At 67.7% G+C, this 26,011-nt stretch carries 18 protein-coding genes; 12 read left to right on the plus strand and 6 right to left on the minus strand.

The genetic code is table 11. The features are described from left to right. Positions 1-9 precede the first annotated feature (9 nt). Both msrA and EA796_RS15220 read left to right on the plus strand, forming a co-directional pair. The gene (gene msrA / locus EA796_RS15215; RefSeq protein WP_021442717.1) at positions 10-669 is read left to right on the plus strand and encodes a peptide-methionine (S)-S-oxide reductase MsrA; all 660 of its coding nucleotides are present in this window, start codon (positions 10-12) and stop codon (positions 667-669) included. Positions 670-685: 16 nt separating this feature from the next. After that, complete coding sequence (locus EA796_RS15220; protein WP_021442718.1) at positions 686-883, plus strand: putative motility protein; 198 nt, start codon at positions 686-688, stop codon at positions 881-883. Positions 884-940: 57 nt separating this feature from the next. On the opposite strand, the gene EA796_RS15225 is transcribed toward EA796_RS15220, so the two are convergent. Together EA796_RS15225 and EA796_RS15230 are read right to left on the minus strand one after the other, a co-directional pair. After that, on the minus strand, positions 941-1,789 hold the full coding sequence (locus EA796_RS15225; protein WP_122109209.1) for a 23S rRNA (adenine(2030)-N(6))-methyltransferase RlmJ: 849 nt from the start codon (positions 1,787-1,789) through the stop codon (positions 941-943). Between the two features lie 26 nt (positions 1,790-1,815). Further along, entirely contained in the window at positions 1,816-2,703 is an 888-nt protein-coding gene (locus tag EA796_RS15230; RefSeq protein ID WP_122109260.1) for a LysR substrate-binding domain-containing protein, read from the minus strand. A gap of 93 nt (positions 2,704-2,796) precedes the next feature. On the opposite strand from EA796_RS15230, the gene EA796_RS15235 reads away from it, so the two are divergent. The 10 genes from EA796_RS15235 (at position 2,797) to EA796_RS15280 (ending at position 17,927) form a co-directional block, all read left to right on the plus strand. After that, a complete protein-coding gene (locus tag EA796_RS15235; protein WP_122109210.1) occupies positions 2,797-4,005 on the plus strand; it encodes a YbfB/YjiJ family MFS transporter in 1,209 nt (402 codons plus the stop codon). Then, on the plus strand, positions 3,977-5,026 hold the full coding sequence (locus EA796_RS15240; protein ID WP_122109211.1) for a nitronate monooxygenase family protein: 1,050 nt from the start codon (positions 3,977-3,979) through the stop codon (positions 5,024-5,026). Before EA796_RS15235 ends, EA796_RS15240 begins: the two co-directional genes overlap by 29 nt. A gap of 197 nt (positions 5,027-5,223) precedes the next feature. Continuing rightward, positions 5,224-7,026, plus strand: a complete 1,803-nt coding sequence (locus EA796_RS15245; protein WP_122109261.1) for an acyl-CoA dehydrogenase — start codon at positions 5,224-5,226, stop codon at positions 7,024-7,026. Between the two features lie 145 nt (positions 7,027-7,171). Beyond that, complete coding sequence (locus EA796_RS15250; protein ID WP_021442196.1) at positions 7,172-8,917, plus strand: potassium/proton antiporter; 1,746 nt, start codon at positions 7,172-7,174, stop codon at positions 8,915-8,917. 149 nt (positions 8,918-9,066) lie between these two features. Further along, a complete protein-coding gene (mscK, locus tag EA796_RS15255; protein ID WP_021442195.1) occupies positions 9,067-12,414 on the plus strand; it encodes a mechanosensitive channel MscK in 3,348 nt (1,115 codons plus the stop codon). A gap of 18 nt (positions 12,415-12,432) precedes the next feature. Then, positions 12,433-13,896: a protein adenylyltransferase SelO gene (gene selO, locus EA796_RS15260; RefSeq protein ID WP_031302667.1), complete on the plus strand. Its 1,464-nt coding sequence runs from the start codon at positions 12,433-12,435 to the stop codon at positions 13,894-13,896. Between the two features lie 238 nt (positions 13,897-14,134). Beyond that, positions 14,135-15,925 (plus strand): SLC13 family permease, encoded by a 1,791-nt coding sequence (locus tag EA796_RS15265; protein ID WP_021442193.1) that lies wholly within the window; start codon positions 14,135-14,137, stop codon positions 15,923-15,925. 58 nt (positions 15,926-15,983) lie between these two features. Next, entirely contained in the window at positions 15,984-16,418 is a 435-nt protein-coding gene (gene trxC, locus EA796_RS15270) for a thioredoxin TrxC (RefSeq protein ID WP_122109212.1), read from the plus strand. Between the two features lie 180 nt (positions 16,419-16,598). Next, a complete protein-coding gene (locus EA796_RS15275; protein ID WP_122109213.1) occupies positions 16,599-17,042 on the plus strand; it encodes a YiiD C-terminal domain-containing protein in 444 nt (147 codons plus the stop codon). Between the two features lie 87 nt (positions 17,043-17,129). Continuing rightward, positions 17,130-17,927, plus strand: coding sequence for a universal stress protein (locus EA796_RS15280; RefSeq protein WP_021442234.1), 798 nt, complete (start codon positions 17,130-17,132; stop codon positions 17,925-17,927). A gap of 46 nt (positions 17,928-17,973) precedes the next feature. Here EA796_RS15280 and EA796_RS15285 read toward each other — a convergent pair whose 3' ends face one another. The 4 genes from EA796_RS15285 to gltB form a co-directional block, all read right to left on the minus strand. Continuing rightward, positions 17,974-18,744 carry a ParA family protein gene (locus EA796_RS15285; protein WP_021442235.1) on the minus strand — a complete coding sequence of 257 codons (771 nt, stop codon included), beginning with the start codon at positions 18,742-18,744 and terminating at the stop codon, positions 17,974-17,976. A gap of 113 nt (positions 18,745-18,857) precedes the next feature. After that, positions 18,858-19,925 carry a uroporphyrinogen decarboxylase gene (gene hemE, locus EA796_RS15290; RefSeq protein ID WP_122109214.1) on the minus strand — a complete coding sequence of 356 codons (1,068 nt, stop codon included), beginning with the start codon at positions 19,923-19,925 and terminating at the stop codon, positions 18,858-18,860. A 119-nt stretch (positions 19,926-20,044) separates the two neighbouring features. Then, positions 20,045-21,463, minus strand: a complete 1,419-nt coding sequence (locus EA796_RS15295) for an FAD-dependent oxidoreductase (RefSeq protein ID WP_122109215.1) — start codon at positions 21,461-21,463, stop codon at positions 20,045-20,047. Positions 21,464-21,497: 34 nt separating this feature from the next. Continuing rightward, positions 21,498-25,946: a glutamate synthase large subunit gene (gene gltB, locus EA796_RS15300; protein ID WP_122109216.1), complete on the minus strand. Its 4,449-nt coding sequence runs from the start codon at positions 25,944-25,946 to the stop codon at positions 21,498-21,500. Between the last annotated feature and the right edge of the window lie 65 nt (positions 25,947-26,011).

The following is a 26,011-nucleotide window of genomic DNA, read 5'->3' on the forward strand; positions in this document are numbered from 1 at the left end:
GAGATCGCCATGGTTCTGCGTTCCCAGATACTCGCCCACAAACTCGAGCTGCCCAGCGCCGAGCAGGCCCTGCCCGGCCGCAGCGAAGCCCTGCCGGTGCCGGCGGCGCACCATGTCAACGGCCATCCGCTGCAGCCGCCCTTCCCCGCCGGCCTGCAGCAGGCGGTATTCGGCCTCGGCTGCTTCTGGGGCGCCGAGCGGCGCTTCTGGCAACAACCCGGGGTGTACAGCACGGCAGTGGGTTACGCCGGCGGCCATACGCCGAACCCGACCTACGAGGAAACCTGCTCCGGGCTGACCGGGCATACCGAGGCGGTGCTGGTGGTGTTCGACCCGCGGCAGACCAGCTTCGAGGCCCTGCTCAAGGTGTTCTGGGAGGCGCACGATCCCACCCAAGGCATGCGCCAGGGCAATGACCGCGGCAGCCAGTATCGCTCGGCCATCTATTGCCAGGACGCGGCGCAACTGGCCGCCGCCCGCGCCAGTCAGGCGCGCTTCCAGGCCGAGCTGGACAAGGCCGGGCTCGGCGCCATCACCACCGAGATCCGCGAGGCGCCGCCGTTCTACTACGCCGAGGCCTATCACCAGCAGTACCTGGCGAAGAACCCGAACGGTTATTGCGGCCTGGGCGGAACGGGCGTATGCCTACCGCCTGAACCCAAGGCCTGAAGGAGGGGCGATCGCCATGGAACTGAGCAGCCTCGCCAGCCAGGTTTCCAGCCAGGCGTCGGCGCAATTCTCGGCGCAGATGTCGCTCCTGCTGCTGCGCAAGACCCTGGAGCTGCAGGCGTCCGGCGTCGCCAGCCTGGTGCAGGCGGCCGCCCCGGTCAGTGCGCCGAGCAACCCGCCGCACCTGGGCAACAGCATCGACGTGATGGCCTGAGACGCGGCGCCGAAGCGGCCCCGCCGGGTGCGCCATGCGCAGCGTCCCCAGGCTCGCTCAAGCGGCCGGTTTTTCCTCGATCAGCCAGTCCAGGCGCCAGCCGCCCAGGCTCTGGCCGAGCGCATCGGCCAGCCAGGGCAGCAGCTGCCTGAGCTCGTCTTCCAGGCCCCAGGGCGGGTTGCTGATCACCAGGCCCGAGCCGGTCAGCCGGCTGGCATCGTCCGGCGCGTGCACGTACAGCTCGGCGCGCAGCAGCTTGGGCGCGGCGCTCTTTTGCAGATCCCGGTAGAAACGCGCCAGTTGACGCTCGTCCTTGATCGGATACCAGATCACGACTATGGCCTGGCGCATGCGCCCGTGCGCCTCGTTCAGCGCCTCGACGCAGCGCTGCAGCTCGTCGGCCTGCTCGAACGGCGGGTCGATCAGCAGCAGCACGCGCTTCTCGCGGGTCGGCAGCAGCGCCCGCGGCACATGCCAGCCCTCGCCCAGGTGCACCGCTACGCGGCGGTCGCCGCGCATGTTGTCCTTGAGCAGGCGGCCGTCTTCCGGGTGCTTCTCGTTGAGCTGCAGACGATCCTGCTCGCGGCTGAGCAGGCGCGCCAACTCCGGCGAGCCGGGGTAGTAGCGCAGCTCGCCGTCCGGGTTCATCGCCCGCACCACTTCCAGGTAGGCCTCCACCGCATCCGGCAGCTGCGTGGCCTGCCACAGGCGGCCGACGCCCTCCAGCCATTCGCCGGTGCGGCTGGCCTGATCGCCGCGCAGGTCGTACAGGCCGATGCCGGCGTGGCTGTCGAGGTAGGCAAAGGGCGCCTCCTTGCGCGACAGCAGGGCGATCAGGCGGGTCAGCACCAGGTGCTTGAGCACGTCGGCGTGGTTGCCGGCGTGGAAGGCGTGGCGGTAGTTCATGGATGTCTCCGAAGCGGTCGCCAAGTTTACCCGCTGAGCGAGCTTTGCGCGCGCATCAGCTCCAGCAGCAGCGCCAGCGGCGGGTGCTCGCCGGCATCGCGGCGGCGCGCCAGCAGCGTGGTGGTCGCCCCGAACTCCGCGGCGATGGCCTGGTACTGCACCAGGTGCACACGTGGGTGGCGCTCGAGCAGGCTGCGCGGCAGCAGGCCGATGCCCATGCCGGCGGCGATGCCGGCGAAGATCGCGTCGATCGAGCCGTAGCTCTGCCGCGCCGCCACCTGCAACCCGCGGCCGACCACCCAGCGCTCCAGGCGCTCGCGATAGTGACAGCCCTCGGGGAAGCCCAGCAGGGTCTGCGGCCGCGCCTCCAGACTGTCGGCATCCTGCGTCGGCGGCAGCACCAGCATCAGTTCCTCGTGCCAGATCGGCAGGCACTCGAGCTGCGGATGCTCGAACGGCCCGCCGATCAATCCGGCGTCCAGCTCCCCGGCCAGCACGCCCTCGACCAGGCGCCGGCTCGGCCCGGTGCTGAGCTGCAGGTTGACCCGCGGCGCCCGCTGGTGGAAAGCCGCGAGCAGCTCCGGCAGACGCACGGCCGCGGTGGTTTCCATCGAGCCCAGGCGCAGGTCACCACTCCAGATATCCTCCTGCACGCTGCGCCAGGCCGTCTGGCAGAGCTGTTCCAGATGCTCGGCGTGGGGCAGCAGGCGCTCGCCGGCCGGGGTCAGACGCAGGCGCTGGCCCTGACGCAGGAACAACCGGGTGTCGAGTTGCTGCTCCAGCTGGCGCAGACGCGCCGAGACGTTCGACGGCACGCAGCTCAGGCGCAGACCGGCGGCGCTCAGCGAGCCCTCGCGCGCCACGGCGAGAAAATAGCGGAACAACTGCGGATTGAGTCGCTGCCAGGCGCCCATGAACATCACCAAAAGTGAAAGATGAAAGCAGTATTTTTCACTAACGATCGGTCAACGACAACGACTAAGGTGCGCAGCACGACCGGAGGCCCTATGCCCAGATGTGACCGCGCCCACCTTACTGCGTTGCTCGCCGCCGCCCTGGCGCTGGTGGTCGTGCATGCGCTCGGCCGCTTCGCCTATACCCCGCTGCTGCCCCTGCTGCTCGACGATGGCCTGTTCGACCTGAGCCAAGGCGCCCAACTGGCGACCTGGAACTACCTCGGCTACCTGCTCGGCGCCCTGCTCGCGCTGCCCATGGCCAACCCGCGCGGCTTGCGCCTCGGCCTGCCGGCGGCCCTACTGATCAATGCCGGCCTGACCCTGGCCCAGGTCTTCACGCAGGACATCGCCCTGCTGGCTGCCCTGCGCCTGACCAATGGCATCAGCAACGGCGTGGTGTTCGTCCTCGCCCCGGCGCTGGTGCTGGAATGGCTGGCCCTGCGCCAGGCCACGGCGCTCAGCGGTCTGGTCTATCTGGGCTTGGGCGGCGGCATGTTGCTGTGCGGCCTGCTGGTGGCCATCACGCCCTGGCACGGGCCGCTACGCTGGCTGCCGATCGCCCTGTGCGCCCTGCCTCTGGCGCTGCTCTGCGCCCCGATGCTAAGGCGCCTGGCGCGGGACCTGCCCGACAAGCCCCCCGCGACCGCCCGTGGCGCACTGTTCGGCAGCCACAATCTGGCGTTGCTGATGGCCTATCTGGGGGCAGGCCTGGGTTACATCCTGCCGCTGACCTTTCTGCCGGCCCTGGCTCGCGAACAGCTGCCCGCCGGTCATCCGCTACTGGTCGGCAACTGGTGGTGGACGGCGCTCGCCTGCCTGATCTCGGCGAGCCTGTGGAACCAGGCCGGTGCCTGGCTGGGCGACCGCCGCGCCCTGCTGGCCAACTACCTGCTGCAACTGCTCGGTGTGGCCATGCCGATCCTGCTGCCCGGCCCCGTCGGCGTGCTGGCCTGCGCCCTGCTGGTGGGCGGCACCTTCCTCGGCACCGTATTGCTGACCCAGCGTCTGGCCCGCGCCCTCAACCCGGACCAGGGCTTGCGCCTGGCCGCCCTGCTGATCAGTCTGTACAGCGGCAGCCAGTTGCTCGGCCCCTGGCTGGTGCAGCACTGGACTGCCGCTGGCCATAGCCTCACCAGCAGCTTCCTTATCGGCACGGCGGCATTGCTCTGGGCCCTATTGTGGGCCTGGCAGGTGTCCGAACCACGATCCCTCGCTGAAATGGAGCCATCCCATGTCTCTCACCGCCCTGCTCGACACTGACCTGCCCCTGATCCAGGCGCCGATGGCCGGCTCGCAGAACCATCGCCTGACCGCCGCCGTGTGCCAGGCCGGAGGCCTCGGCTCGATTCCCTGCGCCATGCTCACGCCTGCCGCCCTGCGTCAGGAGCTGCAGGCGCTGCGCGAGCTGACCGAGCGGCCGTTCAACCTGAACTTCTTCAGCCATGTGCCGCCCGCGCCGGACGCGGCCCGCGAGGCAGGCTGGCGTGAAGCGCTGGCGCCCTACTATGACGAGCTGGGCCTGGATCCGGCCGCCATCGCCGGCGGCCCGGGGCGCCTGCCGTTCAACGAAGAGGCGGCGGCACTGGTGGAGGAGTTCCGCCCCGCGGTGGTCAGCTTCCACTTCGGTCTGCCGGAGGAGGCCTTGCTGCAGCGGGTACGGCGCAGCGGGGCGAAGATCCTCTCCAGCGCCACCACCCTGGACGAGGCGCTGTGGCTGCAAGCGCGCGGCGTCGATGCGGTGATTGCCCAGGGCCTGGAGGCCGGCGGCCATCGCGGACACTTTCTCGACTTCGACCTGAGCCGCCAGCTCGGCACCTTCGCCCTGCTGCCGCAGCTGGTCGATGCACTGTCGGTGCCGGTGATCGCCGCCGGCGGCATCGGCGACGCCCGCGGCGTAGCCGCAGCCATGGCCCTGGGTGCGGCCGGGGTGCAGGTCGGCAGCGCCTACCTGCTGTGCCCGGAGGCGAGCACCAGCGCCATCCACCGCGCCGCCCTGCAGAGCCCGGCGGCGCGCCATACGGCGCTGACCAACCTGTTCAGCGGGCGCCCGGCGCGCGGCATCGTCAACCGCCTGATGCGCGAGCTGGGGCCGCTGAGCGAACGGGCGCCGGCCTTCCCCCTGGCCACCGCGGCCATCGCGCCCTTGCGCGCGGCGGCCGAAGCCCGGGGTAGCGGCGATTTCTCGCCGCTGTGGGCCGGGCAGAACGTCGCCAGTTGCCGGCCCCTGCCGGCGGCCGAGCTGACCCGCGAACTGGCGCGCGGCTTCGCTCACTCGATATGACGAAGCGTCACTCCCGCCTGCGCGGAAACGACGGTTAACTGGCTCCGCAGGTCGGGTTCAACCCGCCACTTCGGCAATAGCGGGTTGCACCCGCCCTACCCCCGTGCGCCAACGAGCGATTATCACGGCCGATGATGATGCTGGGCAGCCAGGCAACTGGCTGCCTAGACTCGATCGATCATCTGGAGGCCCGTTCCATGTCCGAGACCCTACTCAGCTCCCGCAACCTGGCGTTCGAACTCTACGAGGTGCTCGACGCCGAAGCCCTGACCCAGCGCGAACGCTTCGCCGAGCACAACCGCGAGACCTTCGACGCCGCGATCGCCACCGCACGCAGCATCGCCGAGGAGCTGTTCGCCCCGCACAACCGCAAGGGCGACGAGCACGAGCCGCAGTACGTCGACGGCGCGGCGGTGCTGATCCCCGAGGTCGAACCGGCCCTGCGCGCCTTCCACGAGGCGGGTTTCCTCAACGCCACCCGCGACTTCGAGCATGGCGGCATGCAGCTGCCCAACCTGCTGTCGCAGGCCTGCTTCGCCCACTTCCAGTCGGCCAACTGCGCCACCGCCTCCTACGCCATGCTGACCATGGGCGCCAGCAACCTGATCGAGAGTTTCGGCAGCGACGAGCAGAAAGCGCGCTTTCTCACGCCGATGATCGAGGGCCGCTTCTTCGGCACCATGGCGCTGACCGAACCGCATGCCGGCTCGTCGCTGTCGGACATCCGCACCAAGGCCGAACCCGCCGCGGACGGCAGCTACCGGATCAAGGGCAACAAGATCTTCATCTCCGGCGGCGACCAGCCGATCTCCGAAAACATCGTGCACATGGTGCTGGCCAAGCTGCCGGACGCGCCGCCCGGGGTGAAGGGCATCAGCCTGTTTATCGTGCCCAAGTTCCACGTGGGCGCCGACGGCAGCCTGGGCAAGCGCAACGACGTGACCCTGGCCGGGCTGTTCCACAAGATGGGCTGGCGCGGCACCACCTCCACCGCGCTGAACTTCGGCGACAGCGGCGAGTGCGTCGGCTACCTGGTGGGCAAGCCGCACCAGGGCCTTTCCTACATGTTCCAGATGATGAACGAGGCGCGCATCGGCGTCGGCATGGGCGCGATCATGCTCGGCTACGCCGGCTACCTCTATTCGCTGGACTACGCGCGCAACCGCCCGCAGGGCCGCCAGCCGGACGGCAAGGACCCGAGCAGCCCGCAGGTAGCCATAGTCGAGCACACCGACGTGCGGCGCATGCTGCTGGCGCAGAAGGCCTACGTCGAAGGCGCCTTCGACCTCGGCCTGTATGCCGCGCGCCTGTTCGACGACACCCACACCCTGGCAACCGCCGAGGAGCGCGCCGAGGCGCTGCAGCTGCTCGATCTGCTCACCCCCATCGTCAAGTCCTGGCCCTCGGAGTTCTGCCTCAAGGCCAACGAACTGGCGATCCAGATCCTCGGCGGCCACGGCTACACCCGCGAATACCCGGTGGAACAGTACTACCGCGACAACCGTCTCAACCCCATCCACGAAGGCACCCACGGCATCCAGTCGCTCGACCTGCTCGGGCGCAAGGTGGCGATGAACGGCGGCGCCGCGCTCAAGCAGCTGCTCAGGCTGATCCACGGCACCTGCCAGCGCGCCGCCGAGTACGAGTCGCTCACCGCCCTACGCCAGCCGCTGGAACAACTGCTGGCGCGCCTGCAGGCGGTGACCCTGGCCCTGCTCGGCGACCTGATGGCCGGCCAGGTCAACCAGGGCCTGGCCAACTCGGCGCTGTACCTCAAGGTGTTCGGCCACGCGGTGATCGGCTGGCGCTGGCTGGAGCAGGCGATCCGCGCCGAGCAGGGCCTGGCCAGGGGCGATGGCGGCGACGCCGACTTCTACCGGGGCAAGCTGCAGGCTGCGCGCTACTTCCTGACCTGGGAAGTGCCGGGCTGCCAGCATGAGCTGGCCATCCTCGAGGCGCGCGACGACACCTGCCTGGGCATGCGCGACGCCTGGTTCTAGATGCCGTCGGCGGCCCGCCCCGGCGGGCCGCGGCCGGCTGGAAAAATGTAATAACCTTTTTGACAGCGGGGCGAAGGCAGCGGTTAGAATCCCTGGCACGCGCCATGCATAACGGCGCACTCACCACCAGGCCAGGAGTACGCCGTTGGACGCCAGCGCCATCAACAATCTGTTCTTGATCGGCGCCCTGCTGGTGGCGGCCAGCATCCTGGTCAGTGCCTTCGGCACCCGTTTCGGCATCCCCATCCTGGTGATCTTCCTCGCCGTCGGCATGCTCGCCGGCGTCGACGGCCCCGGCGGCATCGTCTTCGACAACTACCCGCTGGCCTACCTGGTGGGCAACCTGGCGCTGGCCGTGATCCTACTCGACGGCGGCATGCGTACCCGCGTCTCCAGCTTCCGCGTGGCGCTGTGGCCGTCACTGTCGCTGGCCACCCTGGGGGTGGTGATCACCGCCGGGCTGACCGGCCTGGCCGCCGCCTGGCTGTTCGACCTGAGCCTGCTGGAGGGCCTGCTGATCGGCGCCATCGTCGGCTCCACCGACGCCGCGGCGGTGTTCTCCCTGCTCGGCGGCCGCGGCCTCAACGAACGGGTCAGCTCGACCCTGGAAATCGAATCCGGCAGCAACGACCCGATGGCGGTCTTCCTCACCGTCACCCTGATCGCCATGCTCGCCAGCGGCCAGACCGGCTTCAGCTGGGACCTGCCGATCCAGCTGCTGCAGCAGTTCGGCCTCGGCGCCGTGCTCGGCCTCGGCGGCGGCTGGCTGCTGCTCAAGCTGATCAACCGCATGGAGCTGGCCAGCGGCCTGTACCCGTTATTGGTAGTCAGCGGCGGCCTGATCATCTTCGCCATCACCACCGCGGTGGGCGGCAGCGGCATCCTCGCCATCTACCTGTGCGGCCTGCTGCTGGGTAACCGGCCGATCCGTTCGCGCCACGGCATCCTGCACATGCTCGACGGCCTCACCTGGCTGGCGCAGATCGGCATGTTCCTGGTCCTCGGCATGCTGGTCACCCCCCACGAGCTGCTGCCCATCGCCTTGCCGGCGCTGGGTCTGGCGCTGTGGATGATCCTCTTCGCCCGACCGCTGTCAGTGCTGCTCGGCCTGCTGCCATTTCCGGCCTTCCACGACCGCGAGAAAGTCTTCATCGCCTGGGTCGGCCTGCGCGGCGCGGTGCCGATCATCCTCGCGGTGTTCCCGCTGATGGCCGGGCTGCCCAATGCCCAGCTGTTCTTCAACGTGGCCTTCTTCATCGTCCTGGTCTCGCTGCTGCTGCAGGGCACCAGCCTGCCGCTGGCCGCCCGGCTGATGCGCGTGACCGTGCCGCCGGAGCCGGCGCCGGTGTCGCGCGCCGGCCTGGAGGTGCACCCCACCAGCCAGTGGGAGCTGTTCGTCTACCGCCTGGGCGCGGAGAAGTGGTGCATCGGCGCCGCCCTGCGCGAGCTGAACATGCCCGAGGGCACACGCATCGCTGCGCTGTTTCGCGGTCGCGAGCTGCTTCACCCGTCCGGCAGCACGCGCCTGGAGGCCGGCGACCTGCTCTGCGTGATCGGCCACGAGGCCGATCTGCCGGCACTCGGCAAGCTGTTCAGCCAGGCGCCCAAGCGCGGTCAGGACCTGCGCTTCTTCGGCGACTTCGTCCTCGAAGGCGACGCCGAGCTGGGCGCGGTGGCCGCGCTCTACGGCCTCAAGCTGGAAGGCGCCGAAGGCCAGTTGCACCTGGGCCGCTTTATCGCGCACAAGGTGGGCGGCGAACCGATCGTCGGCGACCAGGTGGAATGGCAGGGCCTGACCTGGACGGTGGCGGCGATGGACGGGAACAAGGTGCGCAAGGTCGGCGTCAAATTCCCCGAAGGCAGCCGCCCGGGCCCCGGGCTGTTCCTGTAACAGGCTCGTCGCACCAGCGTCGCAGCCGCGAGCGCGCCGGACTCTGCTAGCATCGCAGCTGCGCACGCCCCTCCCGCGAGGGCCGGCGCGGCGGCGCCTGCGGCGGCCGTCCTACACTGTCATCGTCCCATTCAGCAGATCCCACGACCATGTCCCTGTTGCGCCTCCCGTTCGTCGCCGCCCTGCTCGCCCTGTGCCTGAGCATTCCCCCGGTTCTCGCCCAGGAGCCGCCCAAGGCCGAGAGCGTGCAGCAGAGCCTCGACGGCCTGGCTGATCGCAAGTTGCCGGAAGCCGAGCAGCTGGCGCTCAAGCAGACCCTGGAGCAGACCCTGCGCCTGCTCAAGGACCGCGAGGCCAGCGAGCAGCGTCTGGCCGACCTGCGCACCCAGCTGGAAAACGCCCCGCGGCTGATCGCCGAAGCCCAGCGCGAACTCGCCCAGCTCAAGGCCAGCCAGCCGGCGCCGCTGGCCGAGCGCCACGCGCGCACCGCCCTGGCGCAGCTGGAGCAGCTGCTCGGCGAACGCTCCAGCCAGCTCAGCGAGTGGAACAAGGCGATCATCGAGGCCAACAGCCTGGTGATCACCGCGCAGACCCGCCCCGAGCGCGCCCAGGCCGAGATCAGCCAGAACCAGGCGCGCAGCCAGCAGATCAACAACAGCCTGAAGAGCGACCGCGACAACGGCAAACCGCTGAGCGCCGAGCGCCGCGACCAGCTCGCCGCGGAACTGGCCCTGCTCACCGCGCAGACCCAGCTGCGCCGCCAGGAGCTGGCCGGCAACAGCCTGCTGCAGGACCTGGGCAACGCCCAGCGCGAGCTGCTCGAGGAGCGCATCAAGCGCGCCGAGCAGGAACGCCTGGAGCTGCAGAGCCTGATCAACGAAAGGCGCCGCGCCGAATCCGAGCAGACCGTCGCCGAGCAGTCGCGCGAGGCCGAGCGCGCCGGCTCGGACAAGCTGCTGGCACGCGAGAGCACGCGCAACCTCAAGCTTTCCGACTACCTGCTGCGCGCCACCGAGCGCCTCAACCAGTTGACCGAGGAAAACCTGCAGACCAAGCAGCAGCTGGACAACCTGGTGCAGGCCGACCAGGCCCTCGACGAGCAGATCGGCGTGCTGCAGGGCAGCCTGCTGCTGTCGAAGATCCTCTACCAGCAGAAGCAGGCGCTGCCCAGCCTGACGTTGGAAGACAGCAAACTGGCCGACGAGATCGCCGATATCCGCCTGTACCAGTTCGAGCTGGGCAAGCAGCGCGAGGAGATCGGCAATCCCGAGGCCTATATCGACCAGTTGCTCGCCGGCCAGCCCGCCGAGGAGGTCACCGCCGAGCTGCGCGCCACCCTGCGCGAGTTGCTGAGCACCCGCCGTGAACTGCTCGACCGGCTCAACCGCGAGCTCAACGCCCTGCTCAACGAATCGATCACCCTGCAGCTCAACCAGAAGGAGCTGCACAGCACCGCCAGCAGCCTGCGCGCCACCATCGACGAGCAGATGTTCTGGATTCCCAGCAACAAGCCGCTCGACCTCGAGTGGCTGAAGGGCGCGCCGCGGCGCCTGCAGCAGCAGCTGGAAAGCCTGCCCTGGGGCGTGGCGCTGAAGGAGCTGGGCGCCGCCCTGCTGGAGCGGCCGCTGGTGTTCCTGCCGTTGCTGCTGCTCTGCGCCTTCATTCTCTGGCGCCGCCAGTACCTGTTCGCCAAGCTCGGCGGCCTGCACGACGACATCGGCCACTACAAGCGCGACAGCCAGCTGCACACGCCGCTGGCGCTGGCCCTGAACCTGGCCCTGGCGCTGCCCGGCGCGCTGTTCCTCGCCCTGTGCGGCTACGCCCTGCTGATGGACGCGCGCGGGCAGAACCTCTACCTCGGCGCCGCGCTGTACGAGATGGCCCAGGCCTGGCTGGTGTTCTACACCCTCTACCGCATCCTCTCGCCGAATGGCGTGGCCGTGCTGCACTTCCATTGGCCGCCGGCCAACGTCGCCTTCTTCCGCCACCATATCCGCAGCCTGGGCCTGGTGGTGATGGCCCTGGTCGCGGTGACCAGCGTCGCCGAGCACCAGCCGGCCAGCCTGGCCGGCGACGTGATCGGCATCGGCGTGGTGCTGACCTGCTACGCGCTGATGGCCTGGCTGCTGTTCCGCCTGCTGCTCGGCGCGCCGCTGCGGGAGCACACCTCGGCGCTACGTTCGAGCGTCGGCCTGCTGTTCAGCCTGCTGCCGCTGGCGCTGATCGCCGCCGTGGCGTTCGGCTACTACTACACCGCGCTGAAGCTCACCGACCGCCTGATCGACACCCTCTACCTGCTGATCCTCTGGCTGGTGCTGGAAGCCGCCTTCATCCGCGGCCTCGGCGTCGCCGCCCGGCGCCTGGCCTACCAGCGCGCCCTGAGCAAGCGCCAGGCGCAAAGCAAGGACGGCAGCGAAGGCGAGACGGTGGTCGAGGAGCCGACCCTGGACATCGAGCAGGTCAACCAGCAGTCGTTGCGGCTGATCCGCCTGGCCCTGCTCGGCGGCTTCCTGGTCTGCCTGTACTGGGTCTGGGCCGAGCTGATCGGGGTATTCACCTACCTCGACACCGTGACCCTCTACGAATACAGCAGCGGCAGCGGCGAGGCCGCCACTCTGGTGCCGATCAGCCTGATGGACGTGCTCGGCGCACTGATCATCGTCGCCATCACCGTGGCCCTGGCGCGCAACCTGCCCGGCCTGCTCGAGGTGCTGGTGCTGTCGCGCCTGAAACTGGCCCAGGGCAGCGCCTACGCCACCACCACCCTGCTGTCCTATGCGCTGGTCGGCATCGGCATCGTCACCACCCTGTCCACCCTCGGCGTCAGCTGGGACAAGCTGCAGTGGCTGGTGGCGGCGCTGTCGGTGGGCCTCGGTTTCGGCCTGCAGGAGATCTTCGCCAACTTCATCTCCGGCCTGATCATCCTGTTCGAGCGCCCGGTGCGCATCGGTGACGTGGTGACCATCGGCAACCTGTCCGGCACGGTGAGCAAGATCCGCATCCGCGCCACCACCATCACCGATTTCGACCACAAGGAAATCATCGTGCCGAACAAGACCTTCATCACCGGCCAGTTGATCAACTGGTCGCTGAGCGACACGGTCACCCGCGTCACCCTCAAGGTCGGCGTCGGCTACGGTTCGGACCTCGACCTGGTGCGCAAGCTGCTGCTGCAGGCCGCCCAGGAGAACGCGCGGGTGCTCAAGGAGCCGGCGCCGCTGGTGTACTTCCTCAACTTCGGCGAAAGCACCCTGGATCACGAGCTGCGCATCCACGTGCGCGACCTCGGCGACCGCAACCCGGCCACCGACGAGATCAACCGCTTCATCGACCGCGAATTCCCCAAGCACGGCATCAACATCGCCTTCCGCCAGGTCGAGGTGTATGTGAAGAACCTCGAACGCGGCGAACACCAGCTCGAACAGAAGGACCTGATCAAGGCCGCCGCAGCCGGTGCGGCCAACGTGCAGACGCCGCCCCCGCCGGCGGCGACCTGAGCCATGGCGGAGTACGCGGTGAAACGCCTCGACCAGCTGAGCTTCGACAACCGCTTCGCCCGCCTCGGCGACGCCTTCTCCACCGAGGTGCTGCCCGAGCCCATCGAGCAGCCGCGCCTGGTGGTGGCCAGCGCCGCGGCCATGGCCCTGCTCGACCTGGCGCCGGAGGAGGCGCAGCGCGCGGAGTTCGCCGAACTGTTCGCCGGACACAAGCTATGGAGCGAGGCCGAGCCGCGCGCCATGGTCTACGCCGGGCACCAGTTCGGCGGCTACACCCCGCGCCTGGGCGACGGCCGCGGCGTGCTGCTGGGCGAAGTGGTCAACGCCGCCGGCGAACACTGGGACCTGCACCTCAAGGGCGCCGGGCAGACCCCCTACTCGCGCATGGGCGACGGCCGCGCGGTGCTGCGCTCGTCGATCCGCGAGTTCCTCGCCAGCGAACACCTGCACGCCCTCGGCATCCCCAGCTCGCGGGCGCTGTGCGTCACCGCCTCGGAAACCCCGGTGTGGCGCGAGCGTCAGGAGCGCGCCGCCATGCTGCTGCGCCTGGCGCCCAGCCACGTGCGCTTCGGCCACTTCGAGTACTTCTATTACACCCGCCAGCACGAGCAGCTGAAGATCCTCGGCGAGCATGTGCTGGCCTGTCATTTCCCCGCCTGCCTGACGCAGGACGAACCCTGGCTGGCGATGTTCCGCGAGGTGCTGGAGCGCACCGCCGGCATGATCGCCCACTGGCAGGCCTACGGTTTCTGCCACGGGGTGATGAACACCGACAACATGTCGATCCTCGGCATCACCTTCGACTACGGGCCCTACGCCTTCCTCGACGACTTCGACGCCGGGCACATCTGCAACCATTCCGACGACACCGGCCGCTACAGCTTCAGCAACCAGGTGCCGATCGCCCACTGGAACCTGGCGGCGCTGGCCCAAGCGCTGACGCCCATGATCGAAGTGGACAAGCTGCGCGCAACCCTGGAGCTGTTCCTGCCGCTGTACCAGACCCACTACCTCGACCTGATGCGTCGCCGCCTGGGCCTGCAGGGCGCCGAGGACGGCGACGAGGAGCTGGTGCAGCGCCTGCTGCAGCTGATGCAGCAGGGTAAGGCGAGCGACTACACGCTGTTCTTCCGCCGGCTCGGCGAACAGGCGCCCTTCGATGCGCTGCAGGTGGTGCGCGAGGACTTCGTCGACCTGGCCGGCTTCGACGCCTGGGGCCGCGACTACCTGGCCCGCTGCACCCGCGAGGGGGGCGAACAGGCCGAACGCCAGGCGCGCATGCACGCGGTCAATCCGCGCTACATCCTGCGCAACTACCTGGCGCAGCAGGCCATCGAAGCGGCCGAGGCCGGCGACTATGGCCCGGTGCGCGAGCTGCACGCGGTGCTGGCGCGGCCCTTCGACGAGCAGCCGGGGATGGAGCGCTACGCCCAGCGCCCGCCGGACTGGGGCAAGCATCTGCAGATCAGCTGCTCGTCCTAGGTTGGCTTGAGCCGGCACTCGACAGGGAGCGCCCCCCCGGCTATGCGTAAGCTTCGTCACGCTTATGTTGGGGGCGGCGACGTGCTCCTCCGTGCCCTTATCCAATAAATCGAAAAGGCATATAAACCTTCTCAAACATTCTTAGACTATCTAAGCGAAGCCCACTATCGTGGCGACCTTGTGCGGCCGCCCAGCGCGGGCCCGATACCTCACACGAGATTCGACGCTAAGGATTTTCATGCCCTGGGACTCCCTGCCCCTGTTGTTCGTCGGCGCCCTGCTGATCTGGGTGCTGTATGCCTTCGTGCGCGAGAAATGGAGCCCGGACATAGTCGCCGCCATCGCCGTGGCGGCGCTGCTGGTCAGCCAGCTGCTGACCCCGGGCGAGGTGCTCAGCGTGCTGTCGAACTCGGCGCCGGTGACCATCGCCTGCATGTTCGTGCTGTCCGCCGCGCTGGAGCGCACCGGCTGCATCGACGCTCTGGGCAACTGGCTGGGCGAGCTGGTGGGCACCAGCCCGATCCGCGTGCTGACCGGCCTGACCGTCACCGCCCTGGTGATCTCCGCCTGCCTCAACAACACCCCGGTGGTGGCCATTCTCACCCCGGTGGCCATCGCCCTGGCGCGGCGCGCCGGCACCCTGCCGTCGAAGCTGCTGATCCCGCTGTCCTATGCCACCATCCTCGGCGGCACCCTGACCATGATCGGCACCTCGACCAACATCCTGGTCGACGGCGTGGCGCGCAAGGCCGGCCTGGAGCCCTTCGGCATCTTCGAGATCACCGGCGCCGGGCTGATCCTGGCCGCGGTCGGCATGCTCTACCTGCTGACCGTCGGCCACCGCCTGCTGCCCGATCGCGAAACCCTGTCCAAGCAGCTGCGCCCGGACCTGGACCGCACCTTCATGACCGAGCTGCTGGTGCCGCACGACTCGCCGATGATCGGCAAGACCCTGCACGAGGCCAACCTCAACGGTGGCAGCGGCCTGCAGGTGCTCAAGCTGTTTCGCGAGGAGCAGGAACTCACCGAGCCGGGCGGGGGCACCCTGCTGGCCAGCGGCGACCGCCTGGTGCTGCACGGCCAGGTCAAGGACGTGGTCGAGCTGCGCGAGAGCGGCCACCTGTCGTTCAACCGCGGCGACGCCTTCGAGACCATCAGCAGCCACGACGTGATCCTCGCCGAGGCCATAGTCGGGCGTAACTCGCGCTACAGTCACCGGCCGATGCGCGATCTCGACCTCACCGCGCGTTACGGCATCGCCGTGCTCGCCGTGCACCGCCAGGACGAGAACGTGCAGGGCAACCTCGACGAGTTCGAGCTGCAGTTCGGCGACGTGATGCTGGTCGAAGGCACCCCGGCGCAGATCAAACGCTTCGCCGACAACGGCGAGCTGATCAGCCTCAACGCCGTGCAGGAACGCGCCTTCCGCCGCGACAAGGCGCCGATCGCCATCGGCGCCACCCTGGCGGTGATGCTGCTGGCCGCCTTCGGCCTGATGCCCATCGAGGGCCTGGCGATCATCGGCGCGGTGAGCGTGCTGGCGACCCGCTGCCTGGACGTGGAAGACGCCTACAAGGCGGTGGACTGGAAGATTCTCAGCCTGATCTTCGGCATGCTGGCCATCAGCATCGCCATGGACAAGGTCGGCCTGGTCAGCCTGCTGGTGCAGAACGTCATGGGCTGGCTGCCCTGGGCCGGGCCGCTGCTGATGCTGAGCTTCATCTACCTGTTCACCTCGATCCTCACCGAGCTGCTGTCAAACAACGCCGTGGCGGTGCTGGTGACCCCCATCGCCATCGGCATGGCCCAGCACCTGGGCGTCGACCCGCGTGCCTTCGTGGTGGCGGTGATGTTCGCCGCCAGCGCCAGCTTCGCCACGCCCATCGGCTACCAGACCAACACCTTCGTCTACAACGCCGGCGGCTACCGCTTCACCGACTTCATGCGCATCGGCATCCCGCTCAACCTGATTCTCTGGGTGGTGGCCAGCTTCGTTATCCCGCTGTTCTGGCCGCTGACGCCGGTGTGACTTGATATCGAGCGGCGGCGGCTCCATCTAGCGGACATGTCCCACGGAGCTCGCTGTCATGTCCGATCCCCTGCTGATTCCCTGCCCGCACTGCAACGGCCTCAACCGCATCCCCGCCGCGCGCCTGGGCGACGCCCCGCGCTGCGGGCGCTGCAAAGCCGAGCTGCTGCCGGCCGCGCCCATCGAACTGACGCAAAGCAACTTCGCCGGCCAGCTCAAGGGCGAGCTGCCGCTGTTGGTGGACGTCTGGGCCGCCTGGTGCGGGCCCTGCCAGGCCTTCGCGCCGACCTTCGCCCTGGCCGCCAGCCAGCTGCAGGGCCGCTGCCGCCTGGGCAAGCTGGACAGCGAGGGCAACCCGCAGCTGGCCGGGCAACTGGGCATCCGCTCGATTCCCAGCCTGCTGCTGTTCAAGGGCGGCGTGGAGGTGGCGCGGCAGAGCGGCGCCCTGCCGCTGCCACAGCTGCTGAGCTGGCTGCGCCAGCAGGGCATCTGAGCGAGCCCCCCGGGTTTCACCCGGGCTACGGAGCAGCCTTCCACAATGCGGTTAGCGCATATCCGCGAGCGATCACTGACAGGGCCTGAGCGGTTCGGTCAGTCCGCCGGGGCGCTGCGGTCAATTGCACGGGCCGCACCAAGCCTTAGTCTGGGCAGACCGTCGCCAAGGAGTCGCGCCATGCCCCTGTCCGTGGAACTCGCCCGCCAGCTCACCGAAAAGCAGATCGCCTTCGTCCAGCGCAGCGGCCTCAAGGCCGAGGTGCTCGAACCCGGCTTCGTGCGCCTGCGCATGCCGCTGGCCGGCAACCAGAACCATATCGGCAGCATGTACGCCGGTGCGCTGTTCACCCTGGCGGAGATTCCCGGCGGCGCGCTGTTTCTCACCAGCTTCGACGTGGAACGCTTCTACCCACTGGTCAAGGAGATGAACCTGAGATTCCGTCGCCCGGCCAGCGGCGACATCCGGGTCGAGGCGCGCCTGAGCGCGGCCGAGATCACCCGCCTGGAGGACGAGGCCGGACGCCTGGGCAAGGCCGAGTACCAGCTCGACCTGAAGCTGACCGACGGCGCCGGCGAGGTGGTCGCCGAGAGTCGCGGGCATTACCAATTGCGGTTACGCTGAGCCTCGACCTTGCCATAAGTCAAAAGAACGGCTAATTGAACAGGCACAATAAAATTGCCGACTGGTATCGGCAGGAGAGCCGTCGCCATGTTCCATCACATTCTTATCGCCCACGACCTGCGCGACACCGCCGACATGGCCCTGTGCCGCGCCACCCAACTCGCCCGCCAGCACGGTGCCCGCCTGACCCTGCTGCACGTGCTCGACCCCAGCCAGAGCAGCGAGCAGCATGAGAAGGCGCGCCAGGCGCTGGACCGCAGCCTGACCCAGTACGCCCCACCCGGCAGCGAGCTGCGCATGCTCAGCGGCAAGCCCTCGGAGGTGGTGCTGCAGGAGGTGCAGGACAGCGGCTGCGACCTGCTGGTGCTCGGCGGCCACCACCAGCGCCACGATTTCTTCTCCGGCACCAGCCTGGATCGCATCGCCCGCCGTTGTACGGTGCCGCTGCTGCTGGTGGCGCGCAACGACTTCGCCCCCTACCGGCACGCCCTGGCCGCCATCGACTTCTCCCTGTGCGCCTGCAGCGCCCTCGGCCAGGCCTATCGCCTGCTGCCGGGCGACGCCGAGCTGCACGCCCTGCATGTGTTCGAGCCGGACAAGGGCACGCCCAAGGAGGTGCAGCTGCAACTGCAGACCCAGCAGGGGCTGATCGACCAACTGCTGCAGGACGAGGCGCAGAACCTGCCGCCCGGCGGCCCGACGCTGACTCACGAGGTGATCCAGGGCGGCATCCTGCGCTGCCTGCAGGAGCAGATCAAAACCCGCCGCAGCGAGCTGCTGGTGCTCGGCAGCCACGGCCGCAGCGCGCTGTCCCAGGCCCTGCTCGGCAGCCTGGCGCAGCATTTTCTGCACAAGGCGCCGTGCGACGTATTTGTGGTGCGTTAAGGCCAGCGACAAACGAAAAAGGCGCCTCCAGGCGCCTTTTTCATTCTCAACCGGCGTTGAGCAGGTCGTGTAGTTCGACGAACTGCTGGGTCAGCTTGTGCCGCGCATCCAGATGGATCAGCGGTGTGCATACCTGGTGCGATTCGCGCATCTTCACCGAGCTCATCAGGTTCACCGGCAGCACCGGCAGGCCCTCGGCGATCAGCTCGTCAAGCAGCTGCTGCGGCAGGGTCGCACGCGGCTGGAACTGGTTGACCACTATGCCCTCCACCTCCAGGCCGTCGTTGTGATCGTCCTTGAGCTCCTCGATCTCAGCCAGCAGGCCGTACAGGGCATTACGCGAGAAGCTGTCGCAATCGAAGGGGATCAGCACGCGATCGGCCGCGATCAGCGCGGAAACCGTGTAGAAATTCAGCGCCGGCGGGGTGTCCAGGTAGATCTGGTCGTAGTCCTCGGCCAGCTCGTCGAGCAGTTTGCGCAGCTTGTTGATCTTGTGCTTCTGCTCCAGCTTGGGCTGCAGCTCGGCCAACTCGGCGGTGGCGGTGACCACGTGCAGGTTGTCGAACGGCGTCTCGTAGATGTCCACCTTGCCCTTCTTGGCGAAGGGACCGCTGGCCAGGGTCTGCTTGAAGAAGTCGGCGATGCCCATGGGAATGTCCTCGCCGGTCAGGCCGGTGAGGTAATGGGTCGAGTTGGCCTGGCTGTCGAGGTCGATCAGCAGGGTGCGATAGCCCTGAGACGCGCTCACTGCCGCCAGGTTGCAGGCGATGCTGGACTTGCCCACACCGCCTTTCTGGTTGAACACCACACGCCGCATCTCACACCTCCCTGAGCCTCAGATGGCCTTGGATTCTATGCAAAGCCCGTGACAAGCGCGAGGAGCTTGCCCGGCCGATAGCAAAGAGGCCGCTTGCGCGGCCCCTGTTCTGCTTACTGGTGGTACTGCGCCGACAGCTCGTGCACCGCCTCGAAGAAGGCGCCGGCATGGGCCGGATCGACCTCCGGGGTGATGCCGTGGCCGAGGTTGAACACATGGCCGCTGCCCTGCCCATAGGCGGCGAGGATGCGCGCCACCTCGGCACGGATCGCCGCCGGGTTGGCGTACAGCACGCTCGGGTCCATATTGCCCTGCAGCGCCACCTTGGCGCCGACGCGAGCGCGGGCGCTGCCGATATCGCAGGTCCAGTCCAGACCCAGGGCCTCGGCGCCGCTATCGGCCATGGATTCCAGCCACAGACCGCCGCCCTTGGTGAACAGAATCACCGGCACCCGGCGGCCGTCGTGTTCGCGGATCAGGCCGTCGACTATCTTCCACATATAGGCCAGGGAGAATTCCTGATAGGCCGCCGCCGACAGCGAACCGCCCCAGGAATCGAAGATCTGCACCGCCTGGGCGCCGGCCTTGATCTGCCCGTTGAGGTAGGCGGTGACCGCCTGGGCCAGCTTGTCGAGCAGCGCGTGCATGGCCTGGGGGTTGTCGTAGAGCATCGCCTTGGACTTGCGAAAATCCTTGCTGGAGCCGCCTTCGACCATATAGGTGGCCAGGGTCCAGGGGCTGCCGGAGAAGCCGATCAGCGGCACGCGGCCGTTCAGCTCGCGGCGGATGCCGCGCACCGCGTCCATCACGTAGCCCAGGTCCTGCTCGGCATCCGGGATCGGCAGCGCCTCGATATCGGCCAGGCTGCTGATCACCTTCTTGAACCGCGGGCCTTCGCCGGTCTCGAAATACAGGCCCTGGCCCATGGCATCGGGAATGGTGAGGATGTCAGAGAAGAGGATCGCCGCATCCAGCTGCGGGTAGCGGTCCAGCGGCTGGATGGTGACTTCGCAGGCCAGTTCCGGGTTCTTCATCAGGTTGACGAAGTTGCCCGCCTTGGCGCGGGTGGCGCGGTATTCCGGCAGGTAACGACCGGCCTGGCGCATCATCCACACCGGCGTGACGTCCACGGGTTGCTTGAGCAGGGCGCGAAGGAAGCGATCGTTCTTCAGGGCGGTCATGGCAGAGTCCTAGAAAAAAGTGCGGGCATTTTCGCAGAGCGCCAAACAAAAGGCACGGCGAGTGCCGTGCCTTTTGTCCATCGGGTCAATTTGTCGCGGGCAGGCCCTGACGCAATCGATCAGACGCCCAGGTAGTCGAGGATGCCTTCGGCGGCGTTGCGCCCCTCGAAGATCGCCGTCACCACCAGGTCCGAGCCGCGCACCATGTCGCCGCCGGCGAAGATCTTCGGGTTGCTGGTCTGGTGCTTGAACTGGTTCTGCTCCGGCGCCACCACGCGGCCCTGGCTGTCGGTCTGGATCTCGAACTGCTCGAACCAGGGCGCCGGGCTCGGACGGAAACCGAAGGCGATCAGCACGGCCTCGGCCGGAATGATCTCCTCGGAGCCCGGGATCGGCTCGGGGCTGCGGCGGCCGCGGGCATCCGGCTCGCCGAGACGGGTCTCGACCACCTTGACGCCTTCCACCTTATCCTCACCCACAATCGCAATAGGCTGGCGGTTGAACAGGAACTTCACGCCCTCTTCCTTGGCGTTCTTCACTTCCTTGCGCGAGCCCGGCATGTTCTCTTCGTCGCGGCGGTAGGCACAGGTCACCGCCTTGGCACCCTGACGGATCGAGGTGCGGTTGCAGTCCATCGCGGTGTCGCCGCCGCCGAGCACCACGACGCGCTTGCCCTTCATGTCGATGAAGTCTTCCGGCGCCTTCTCGAAACCGAGGTTGCGATTGACGTTGGCGATGAGGAAGTCCAGCGCGTCATAGACGCCCGGCAGGTCTTCACCGGGGAAGCCGCCCTTCATGTAGGTGTAGGTGCCCATGCCCATAAATACGGCATCGAATTCGGCGAGCAATTCATCCATGCCGATGTCCTTGCCGATCTCGGTATTCAGGCGGAACTCGATGCCCATGCCGGTGAACACTTCACGGCGGCGGCTGAGCACGGTCTTTTCCAGCTTGAACTCGGGAATGCCGAAGGTCAGCAGGCCGCCGATTTCCGGGTTCTTGTCGAACACCACCGGGGTCACGCCGTTGCGCACCAGCACATCGGCACAGCCCAGGCCGGCAGGGCCGGCACCGATCACCGCGACACGCTTGCCGGTCGGTTTGACCTTGGACATGTCCGGGCGCCAGCCCATGGCGAAGGCGGTGTCGGTGATGTACTTCTCCACCGAACCGATGGTCACCGCCCCGAAGCCGTCGTTAAGGGTGCAGGCACCCTCGCACAGCCGATCCTGCGGGCACACCCGGCCGCAGACTTCCGGCAGGGTGTTGGTCTGGTGCGAGAGCTCGGCGGCGGCCAGGATGTTGCCCTCGGACACCAGCTTGAGCCAGTTGGGAATGAAGTTGTGCACCGGGCACTTCCACTCGCAATACGGGTTGCCGCAGCCCAGGCAGCGGTGCGCCTGGTCTGCAGCTTGCGCCGGCTTGAAGTTGTCGTAGATCTCGACGAATTCCTTCTTGCGCTGACGCAGCAGTTTCTTCTTCGGGTCTTTGCGCCCGACTTCGATGAACTGGAAGTCGTTATTCAGACGTTCAGTCATTGCATTACCTCATCAAACCACTTCAGGCGCATTCTTATTGCGGGTTGGCACGGGTGCTGGACAGCAGCGACTTCAGGCTCGCGGCTTTCGGCTTGACCAGCCAGAACTTGCGCAGATAGTCGTCCAGGTTTTCCAGCAGGTTGCGACCCCATTCGCTGGCGGTTTCCTCGACGTATTCGGCGAGGACGCGCTGCAGGTGGCTACGGTAGGCCTCCATGGCTTCGCTGTTGATGCGCTGGATTTCCACCAGCTCGTGGTTGACGCGGTCGTAGAAGCCGTTGTCCAGGTCGAGCACGTAGGCGAAGCCGCCGGTCATGCCGGAACCGAAGTTGTAGCCGGTCTTGCCCAGCACGCAGACGAAGCCGCCGGTCATGTACTCGCAGCAGTGGTCGCCCACACCTTCCACCACCGCATGGGCGCCGGAGTTGCGCACGGCGAAACGCTCGCCGGCGGTGCCGGCGGCGAACAGCTTGCCGCCGGTGGCGCCGTACAGGCAGGTGTTGCCGATGATGGCCGAGTCCTGGGTGGCGAACGGGCTGCCCTTGGGCGGCACTATCACCAGCTTGCCGGCGGTCATGCCCTTGCCGACGTAGTCGTTGGCGTCGCCTTCCAGGTGCAGGTTGAGGCCACCGGCGTTCCACACGCCGAAGCTCTGCCCCGCAGTACCCTTGAAGCGGAAGGTGATCGGCGCGTCGTTCATGCCCTGGTTGCCGTGCAGCTTGGCGATCTCGCCGGACACGCGTGCGCCGATGGAGCGGTCGCAGTTGCAGATGTCCAGCTCGAACTCGCCGCCGCTGCGGCCGTCGATCGCCGACCTGGCCAGCTCGACCATCTTCTCGGCCAGCTCACCCTTGTCGAACGGCGGGTTCTTCTCAACCTGGCAGAACTGCGGCTTGTCGGCCGGTATATGCGCGCTGGCGAGCAGCGGCGACAGGTCCAGGTTGCCCTGCTTGGCGGTCTGGCCCGGCAGCATCTCGAGCAGATCGGTGCGCCCGATCAACTGCTCCAGGCTCGACACGCCGAGCTTGGCCAGCCACTCGCGGGTTTCCTCGGCGACGTAGGTGAAGAAGTTCATCACCATCTCGACGGTACCGATGAAGTGGTCCTTGCGCAGCTTGTCGTTCTGCGTGGCCACGCCGGTGGCGCAGTTGTTCAGGTGGCAGATGCGCAGGTACTTGCAGCCCAGGGCGATCATCGGCGCGGTGCCGAAGCCGAAGCTCTCGGCGCCGAGGATGGCCGCCTTGATCACGTCGAGGCCGGTCTTCAGGCCGCCGTCGGTCTGCACCCGCACCTTGCCGCGCAGGTCGTTGCCGCGCAGGGTCTGGTGGGTCTCGGCCAGGCCCAGTTCCCAGGGCGCGCCGGCGTAGCGGATGGAGGTCAGCGGCGAGGCGCCGGTGCCGCCGTCGTAGCCGGAGATGGTGATCAGGTCGGCATAGGCCTTGGCCACGCCGGCGGCGATGGTGCCGACACCGGCCTCGGCCACCAGCTTGACCGACACCAGCGCGGCCGGGTTGACCTGCTTGAGGTCATAGATCAGCTGCGCCAGGTCCTCGATCGAGTAGATGTCGTGGTGCGGCGGCGGCGAGATCAGGGTCACGCCCGGCACCGCGTAGCGCAGGCGGGCGATCAGCCCGTTGACCTTGCCGCCCGGCAGCTGGCCGCCCTCGCCGGGCTTGGCGCCCTGGGCCACCTTGATCTGCAGCACTTCGGCGTTGACCAGGTACTCGGGGGTGACGCCGAAGCGGCCGGTGGCCACCTGCTTGATCTTCGAGCTGCGCACGGTGCCGTAGCGGGCCGGGTCTTCGCCGCCCTCGCCGGAGTTGGAGCGTGCACCGAGGCGGTTCATCGCCTCGGCGATGGCCTCGTGGGCCTCCGGCGACAGCGCGCCGAGGGAGATGCCGGCGGAGTCGAAGCGCTTGAGGATGGCCTCCAGCGGCTCGACCTGGTCCAGCGCCAGCGGCTGCTCGGCGGTCTTGACCTTGAGCAGGTCGCGGATCATCGACACCGGGCGGTTGTCCACCAGCGCCGAGTATTCCTTGTACTTGGCGTAGCTGCCCTGCTGCACGGCGGCCTGCAGGGTGCTGACCACGTCCGGGTTGTAGGCGTGGTACTCGCCGCCGTAGACGAACTTGAGCAGACCGCCCTGCTGGATGGCCTTGCGGTTGTTCCACGCCTCGGCCGACAGCAGCTTCTGCTCGCTCTCGATGTCGACGAAGCGCGCGCCCTGGATGCGGCTGGCGACGCCACGGAAGCACAGCTCGGTGACCTCGTCGGCCAGGCCGACGGCCTCAAACAGCTGGGCGCCGCGGTAGGAGGCGACGGTGGAGATGCCCATCTTCGACAGGATCTTCAGCAGGCCCTTGGAGATGCCCTTGCGGTAATGCTTGAACACCTCGTACAGATCGCCCAGCACTTCGCCGGTGCGGATCAGGTCGCCCAGCACTTCACAGGCCAGGAACGGATACACCGCCGAGGCGCCGAAGCCCAGCAGCACCGCATAGTGGTGCGGATCGCGCGCGGTGGCGGTCTCGACCAGGATGTTGCAGTCGCAGCGCAGGCCCTTCTCGGTCAGGCGGTGATGCACGGCGCCGGTGACCAGCGCGGCATGCGCCGGCAGCTTGCCCGGGGCGATGTGGCGGTCGGACAGCACCAGCAGCACCTTGCCACTGCGTACCGCCTCCTCGGCCTGGTCAGCCATGTTGCGTACGGCCGCTTCCAGACCGATCGACTCGTCGTAGTTCATGTCGATCAGCTGGCGCTCGAAGCCCGGGCGATCCAGGTTCATCAGCGCGCGCCACTTGGCCGGCGAGATCACCGGGCTGCTGAGGATCACGCGGGCGGCATGCTCGGGCGACTCCTGGAAGATGTTGCGCTCGGCGCCGAGGCAGATCTCCAGGGACATGACGATGGCTTCGCGCAGCGGGTCGATCGGCGGGTTGGTGACCTGGGCGAACTGCTGGCGGAAATAGTCGTAGGGCGAACGCACGCGCTGGCTGAGCACCGCCATCGGGGTGTCGTCGCCCATCGAGCCGACCGCCTCCTGGCCCTGCTCGCCGAGCGGGCGCAGCACCTGGTCACGCTCCTCGAAGGTGACCTGGAACATCTTCATGTACTGCTTGAGCTGGTCCGGGTCGTAGAAGGGCGAGCCGTGGTCGCGGTCTTCCAGGGTGGCCTGGATGCGCTGGGCGTGCTTGCGCAGCCACTGCTTGTAGGGGTGGCGCGATTTCAGGCGGTTGTCGATGTCGTCGGTGGACAGCACCTGGCCGGTCTCGGTATCGACGGCGAGGATCTGCCCCGGGCCGACGCGGCCCTTGGCGATGACGTCTTCCGGCTTGTAGTCCCACACGCCGATTTCCGACGCCAGGGTGATGTAGCCGTTGCTGGTGGTGACCCAGCGCGCCGGACGCAGGCCGTTGCGGTCGAGCAGGCACACGGCATGGCGACCGTCGGTCAGCACCACGCCGGCCGGACCGTCCCAGGGCTCCATGTGCATGGAGTTGTATTCGTAGAACGCGCGCAGGTCGGCGTCCATGGTCTCGACGTTCTGCCAGGCCGGCGGAATGATCATGCGCACGCCGCGGAACAGGTCGATGCCGCCGGTGACCATCAGCTCGAGCATGTTGTCCATGCTCGAGGAGTCGGAGCCGACGCGGTTGACCAGCGGGCCGAGCTCTTCCAGATCGGGGATCAACTCGTTGGCGAACTTCAGGCGACGGGCCTGAGCCCAGTTGCGGTTGCCGGTGATGGTGTTGATCTCACCGTTGTGGGCGAGGAAGCGGAACGGCTGCGCCAGCGGCCATTTCGGCAGGGTGTTGGTGGAGAAGCGCTGGTGGAACACGCAGATCGCGGTCTGCAGGCGCTCGTCGCCCAGATCCGGGTAGAACTGCTGCAGGTCCGCCGGCATCATCAGGCCTTTGTAGATGATGGTCTTGTGCGAGAAGCTGCAAATGTAGTGATCGGCGTCGGCGGCGTTGGCCACCGAGGAACGGCGACGGGCGCTGAACAGCTTGATGGCGAACTGCTGATCGGACAGCCCTTCGCCGCCGACGAACACCTGCTCGATGATCGGCAGACGCTCCAGTGCCAGCTGGCCGAGCACGCAGGTATCGATCGGCACCTTGCGCCAGCCGATCAGCTGCAGGCCGGCCGCGAGGATCTCGCGGTTCATGTTCTCGCGAGCGGCCTCGGCCTTGGCCGGGTCCTGGTTGAAGAACACCATGCCCACGGCATACTGCGTCGGCAGTGCGACGCCGAAAGACTCCTGGGCCACGGCGCGCAGGAACAGATCCGGTTTCTGGATCAGCAGACCACAGCCGTCACCGGTCTTGCCGTCGGCGTTGATGCCGCCGCGGTGGGTCATGCAGGTAAGGGCCTCAATGGCGGTCTGCAGCAGGTGATGGCTCGCCTCACCTTGCATATGGGCGATCAAGCCGAAGCCGCAGTTATCCTTGAACTCATCAGGACGGTACAAACCTGCTTTCATAGGGGAAACTCTCACCAGGCTGCCTAGACTTCAGGCAAATTGCTTTCTAATTCAACCACTTACCT

The sequence above is a fragment of the Pseudomonas sp. AOB-7 genome (assembly GCF_003696305.1).
Taxonomy (GTDB): Bacteria; Pseudomonadota; Gammaproteobacteria; order Pseudomonadales; family Pseudomonadaceae; genus Aquipseudomonas.